The sequence below is a fragment of the Propionivibrio limicola genome, assembly GCF_009469695.1.
In the GTDB taxonomy this organism is placed as follows: Bacteria; Pseudomonadota; Gammaproteobacteria; order Burkholderiales; family Rhodocyclaceae; genus Propionivibrio; species Propionivibrio limicola.
The window spans coordinates 62,897-68,956 of sequence record NZ_SSSR01000017.1 but is presented as its reverse complement, the minus strand read 5'-3'; the positions used below and the strand labels follow the sequence as shown (position 1 = coordinate 68,956).

The window sequence follows — 6,060 nt, the reverse complement described above, 5'->3', positions numbered from 1 at the left end:
CGAAAAGACCTCCGTCAGCGAGACTCGTTGATTTGCCGTAGCCGCTTTCTCCGTCTCCATACGCCACCCAAAAAGACAGAAAACTACACAAATCAACGCCCTGTGAACAGCCCCTTTGTAACTGATTGATTGTGAACGGCTATTTTGGCATGTTCACGACGGTGGCATTTCGGGTTTGGTGCGATTGCCCTGGCCTCTCTACCCATCTCGGACAATCTTCCGGAGAGGCACGGGTGAAAAATCATGGCAGTAACCGCCCTTCTTCCATGACCAGTACCCGGTCGAATCCACCCACGCCGGCTGCGCGATGAGTAACCCAGATCAGGGTCTTGCCCTGAAGATGCGTTCGGATCGCGGCGATCAGGGCGACTTCGGATGCTGGATCAAGCCCTTCGGTTGGTTCGTCGAGCAGCATGATCGGGGCTTCGCGCAACAGCGTGCGTGCCAGCCCGAGCCGCCGCCGCTCGCCACCGGAAAGGCTCGCTCCCTGTTCATCGATCCAGGTTTGCAGGCCATCCGGCCAGGTGCGTACCTTATCGCCCAACCCGACGAGATCCAGTTGCTGCCAAAGCTGCGCATCGCTGGCATCCGGCGATGCCAGACGCAGGTTATCAGCCAGCGTGGCGGTAAAGATCCAGATATCCTGAGGACAACAAGCGATGTGGCGGCGCAGGGTTGTTTCGTCCAGTTCGGCCACTGGGATATGCCCAAGACGGATTTCGCCGCGATCGGGATCCATCAATCGTGCAATCAGGTGCATCAGTGTCGTCTTGCCGCAGCCACTTGGCCCCAGCAGCGCGACGTGCTCACCTGCCTCGATCCGTAAATCGATGCCTTGCAGGATCGGCTGTGCCGCATCGTGTGCAAATTGGAGGCGGTCAACGGTCAGCGTATCGCTATCCGGTTCTGGTCCGCAGGCGACAAACAGCGGTTCGGGCCGTGTCGTCGCAATGTGTTGTAGACGTGCCGCGCTGGCGGCTGTTCCTGGCAGGTCCAGCCACGCTTGGGGTAGTTGCTGGATGACTTCCAGCACACCCAGACACAGCATTACAACAACGGCCAGCCAGGGTCCGGTGAGCGCTTGTTCCTCTGGTAGCTTGGCGAGCAGGCCGATGGCCGCCCAGGCCAGAAGCCCAACGGCGAACAACAACACGGCGCGCAGCAAGGCCGCTGCACGTTGCTGGCGCAGTTGATCACCCACGCGCAAGGCATCGTGCGCCAGAACCCGCTGGCGTTGTTTTTCCCAGGCGGGTGCGTGCAGGGCCAGATCTTCCAGTCCATCGACCGCATCCAGCAGATCGCGCCGCAGCGTGGCTTGGCTTTCCACCAGTCGCGGCGTCAACCTGCTTCCGGCGCGCCACGCCAGCAGCGGCAGCACGATCAAACCGAGGCAGACGATAAACAGCCAGGGCCAAACCAGCACCGTGGCCTGCATGGCCAGTACGCCGCCCAGGATCAGCAGGCATACCAGCGCTGCCAGCACCGGCAGGATCAGGCGCTGATAAAGGTTGTCCAGCGCATCGATATCACGAGTGAGCCGGTTGAGCAGGTCGGCCCCGTGGAAAGAGCCCAGTTGCAGCGGCGGCAGTTCGGCCAGATGACGGTATAGCCATACGCGCAATCCGCCGATCAAACGGAAAGTCGCCTCGTGGGTGACGACACGATCACACCAGCGACTCACCGTGCGTAGCGTTGCGAAAAAGCGCACCCCGGCCGAGGGTACGAAGAAATTGAACGCCTGCGCCGTGGTGACGGATAACCCGGCCAACGCCGTGGCGGCAAGAAAGCCGCCCGAAGTTCCCAGCAGCCCCAGTGCCGCGACAAAGCTCGTCAGGGTCAGTACGCCCCCCAGCAGCAGCCAGCGCCAATGCGGCGCCATCAGGCGCAGAAACGGAAGCAGCACGGCAAGCGACGTTTTTTGTTTCATGCTTCGCCCTCCGTCGCAAAGAACTCGGCAATTGGGCCGGTCAGCGAATTGGCGCTGGCGGCGATGTGACCCTGCCTTAGCAGGACGATGCGATCCATCAGCGCCATCGGCGCTGCGCGGTGCGTCAGCATGACCACGGTGCGGTTGGCGGACAGCGTCGCCAGTCCGGCCATGATGACGGCCTCCGTTTCGTGATCGAGGCTCGCGGTCGGCTCATCCAGCAGCAACAGCGGAGCATCCCGCAACCAGACGCGAGCCAGTGCCAGACGACGCAATTGCCCACCCGAGAGTTGCCGACCGCCCTCACCCAGTGGTGTGGCGAGCCCCTGCGGCAGTCCGGCGAACCACTCCTGCAGACCGGCAAACGCCAGCGCCTGTTGCAAGGCGGCATCGTCAGCCTCATGGCGTGCGACACGCAGATTATCGGCAAGGCTGGCCGCGATCAGGCGGGGATGCTGGCCCATCCATCCAATGCGTTCGCGCCAGGCCGCCAAGTCAAGATTGGCCAGATTTTGGTTATCAATGGTGATGGCCCCTGCGGTCGGACTCAGCTGACCCAGAAGCAGGCGCAGAAGCGTGGTTTTGCCTGCGCCGCTGGCTCCAACGACGGCGAGCTTTTCGCCGGGGCGGATCGCAAGAGAGATGTCTTGGAGTACGGGTACGCCGGGAACATGAGCGAACGCGACCTGCTCAAAACGGACAGCGGGCGCCGTGTTGGCCGGGACGAACGCGCCGCCAACAGGTTGCGGCGATTGCGCCTGCAGGATCGGCATCAACTGCCCGGCCGCCGCCAATGCTTCGGCGCGGGCGTGATAGTGAGTGCCGAGTTCGCGTAGCGGCCAGTAAAACTCGGGGGCGAGCAGCAGGATGAAGAAGGCCGAGCCCAGTCCGACCTTGCCTTGCCAATCGCCAAACTGCAGCACGCCCAACAGGCTAAAGCCAAAATAAACGGCAGTAATTGCAATCGCGACCGAGGTAAAAAACTCCAGTACGGACGACGACAGAAAAGCGATCCGCAGCACGCTCATGGTGCGGATGCGAAAGTCTTCGGCCACTTGCTCAACCTTGGATGTTTGCGCCCGGTGTGCGTCCACCAGCCGCAGACTGCCCATGCCGCGTATCAGGTCGAGGAAGTGCCCGCTCATGCGCGACAGCGCCTGCAACTGACGGGTCTGACGGGCTTTTGCGCCCATGCCGACCAGTGTCATGAACACGGGAATCAACGGCGCGGTTACAAGCAGAATCAGCCCGGCCGCCCAATTGAAGGCAAAGGCGGCGATCAGGATCATCAGCGGCACGGCAGCGGCCAGAATCATCTGCGGCCGATAACGTGCCATGTAGCCGTCAATGGCATCCACCTGCTCCAGCAGCTTGGAGACCAGAGCACCGCCGGCTTGCGTTGCGCGCCATGCCGGCCCCAAGGCATGAACCTTGTCCAATAGTTGCTCACGCAAGCGGGTTCGCACCTGCGCAGAGGCCCGGCTACCGGCTTCGTCCTTGGCCCAGCTTGCCAGGGCGCGCAGCGCGAAGACGAGGGGCAAAGCGAGCCAGGGTGCGGTCAAGGCAGAAAAAGCCGCTTTCTCCATGATTAACGCTTGAAGCAGATAAGCCATCAGGCCGCACTGAACCACGATGGCAAGCCCCTGCAACAACCCAGCCACGATAGCCAGCCCCGCCCAAGGCCGGGAAAACACCTGAATTTCGCGGAGCCAGCGCTTGGCGGCTATTTCGGCCGAAAATTCGGCCGTTTCATTGGAAGCTGACATGAGGGCAAAGCATCGGTAATGGGTTTGGTTGGGGGCGAATTGTCCCACGCTCGCCGCGATCCGGATTTTCGTGGTGAAAATGTTTCAGCCGGTGCGATAACCACCAAGACCGCACTGGTACTCTTCCATGATCAGGGCATGCGCACGGCCACCCCGGCAGACTGATAAAATCCCGCAACATGGTCGATTCCGACAACAGGAACACTTTTTATGTTCAAGATTTTTCTCAGACTACTGCTCAAGTTGCTGTTCCGTGTCGAATTGCGGGGCGATACGTCGACTTTCATCAACCCGAAAACGCTTGTCGTTGCCAACCATGAGTCGTTTATCGACGGCCTGCTGCTTGGCCTGACGATGCCGGTTAATGCGATCTATGTCGTCCACACGCAGGTTGCCGAACGCTCACTGTTCAAATTCCTGCTGCGTTTCGTTCCCCATCTGACGGTTGAATCGACGAGTCCGCTGGCGATGAAACATATCGTCAAATTGGTCGATACCGGCCAGCCGGTCGTGATTTTTCCGGAGGGACGGATTACCCGAACCGGCTCGCTCATGAAAGTCTATGACGGTCCCGCCTTCGTCGCCGCCAAGACCGGGGCGACGGTCGTCCCCGTCCGCATCGATGGCGCCGCGCGCAGCTATTTCGGCCGTCTCGCCGGTGTATATCCGCTCAAACTTTTTCCGAAGATCACCATTTCCATCCTGCCGCGCCGGACGATTCCGATGCCCGACCTGCCTTCGGCCAAGGAACGCCGGCGTCGGGCGAGCGAAATGATGCGCCGCATCCTGCTGGAGATGCTTGTCGCGACGCGTCCCGAACGCACGATTTACGGCGCGTTTCTCGATGGCCTGGCGACATTCGGGCGCAATTACGAGCTGGTCGAGGACATCCGGCTGCATGAGGAATCGTACGGTTCGCTACTCAAAATGTCGCTTGGCCTGCAACGCGTGTTGTCCCGCGCAACTCAACCGAATGATGTCGTGGGCGTTCTTACGCCGAGTGCGGCGCCTACCTTGGCCCTGATCCTAGGACTTTCCGCCAGCCGGCGCGTTCCTGCCATGCTCAACTACACCGCGGGCGCCGAAGGTCTCCGCTCGGCGTGCACGGCGGCGAATATCCGTACGATCGTCACTTCGCGAGCCTTCCTCGAAAAAGCCAATCTGACGCCCATCGTCGAAAAAATCAGCGACGTGACCATCCTCTACCTTGAGGACTTCAAAGCGCAGGTCGGCGCAGTGGATAAGCTCTGGGTCCTCTGGCACCTCCTCTTTCCGCGCAGTGCCGCCCTACCGCAAACGCCCGACGAAGCAGCCATCGTGATCTTCACCTCGGGCTCCGAAGGCAAGCCCAAAGGCGTCGTGCATTCGCACTCGTCGCTCCTCTCCAACGTTGCGCAGATTCGCTCTGTGGCGGACTTCACGCCGCTCGACAAGTTCATGATGGCATTGCCGCTGTTTCATTCGTTCGGCCTGACCTGCGGCGTTCTGTTGCCCCTGGTCTCCGGCTGCAAGGTCTTTCTCTATCCGAATCCGCTGCACTACCGCGTCATTCCCGAGGTGGTTTACGACCGCGATTGCACTGTACTGTTCGGTACCTCGACATTTCTCGGCAACTACGCTAAACACGCCCATCCCTACGATTTCGGGCGGCTGCGCTACGTCGTCGCTGGTGCGGAAAAGCTTTCCAGCGACGTGCAACACCTGTGGATCGAAAAGTTCGGCATCCGCATTCTCGAAGGCTATGGCGTGACCGAATGCGCGCCCGTCGTCGCCGTCAACGTGCCAATGGCCTGCCGGACCGGCACCGTCGGGCAGTTGCTGCCGGGCATCGAATACGAACTGGAAACCGTACCCGGCATCGACCAGGGCGGCGCCCTCCATGTCAGGGGGCCGAATGTGATGAAGGGCTATTTCCTGTTCGATCGGCCCGGCGTCATTCAGACACCGTCGGCCAAGGAGCCTGGCTGGTATGCGACGGGAGACATCGTTGAATTCGACGACAACGGCTACCTGATCATCCGCGGCCGCCTGAAACGTTTCGCGAAAATCGCCGGGGAAATGATTTCACTCGAAGTCGTCGAAGGCCTCGCCAAGGATGCCGCACCGGTATTTATTCACGCAGCCTCCACGCGACCCGACGCAAGCAAGGGCGAGGCACTGGTGCTGTTTACCACCGATCCCGACCTGCGCCGCGAGCAATTACTGGCCGCGGCAAAACGGGCCGGTGCCCCGGAATTGGCGGTGCCGCGCATCATTCGCGTGGTCAAACAAATTCCCCTCCTCGGTACTGGCAAGAACGATTACGTAACATTGAAACGGATGGCGGAGGAAAACCCCGAAGAGTCGGTCGCTGTCTGAACAAAAGCA

Annotated in this window: 3 protein-coding genes; 1 reads left to right on the top strand and 2 read right to left on the bottom strand. The window is 60.9% G+C overall.

All coding sequences use genetic code 11. The features are described from left to right. Nucleotides 1-241: 241 nt before the first annotated feature. Entirely contained in the window at nt 242-1,927 is a 1,686-nt protein-coding gene (gene cydC, locus GH659_RS11640) for a thiol reductant ABC exporter subunit CydC (protein ID WP_153111574.1), read from the bottom strand. After that, the gene (cydD, locus tag GH659_RS11635; protein ID WP_153111573.1) at nt 1,924-3,693 is read right to left on the bottom strand and encodes a thiol reductant ABC exporter subunit CydD; all 1,770 of its coding nucleotides are present in this window, start codon (nt 3,691-3,693) and stop codon (nt 1,924-1,926) included. Before cydD ends, cydC begins: the two co-directional genes overlap by 4 nt. A gap of 210 nt (nt 3,694-3,903) precedes the next feature. On the opposite strand from cydD, the gene aas reads away from it, so the two are divergent. Beyond that, a complete protein-coding gene (gene aas / locus GH659_RS11630) occupies nt 3,904-6,051 on the top strand; it encodes a bifunctional acyl-ACP--phospholipid O-acyltransferase/long-chain-fatty-acid--ACP ligase (protein ID WP_153111572.1) in 2,148 nt (715 codons plus the stop codon). Nucleotides 6,052-6,060: the final 9 nt, after the last annotated feature.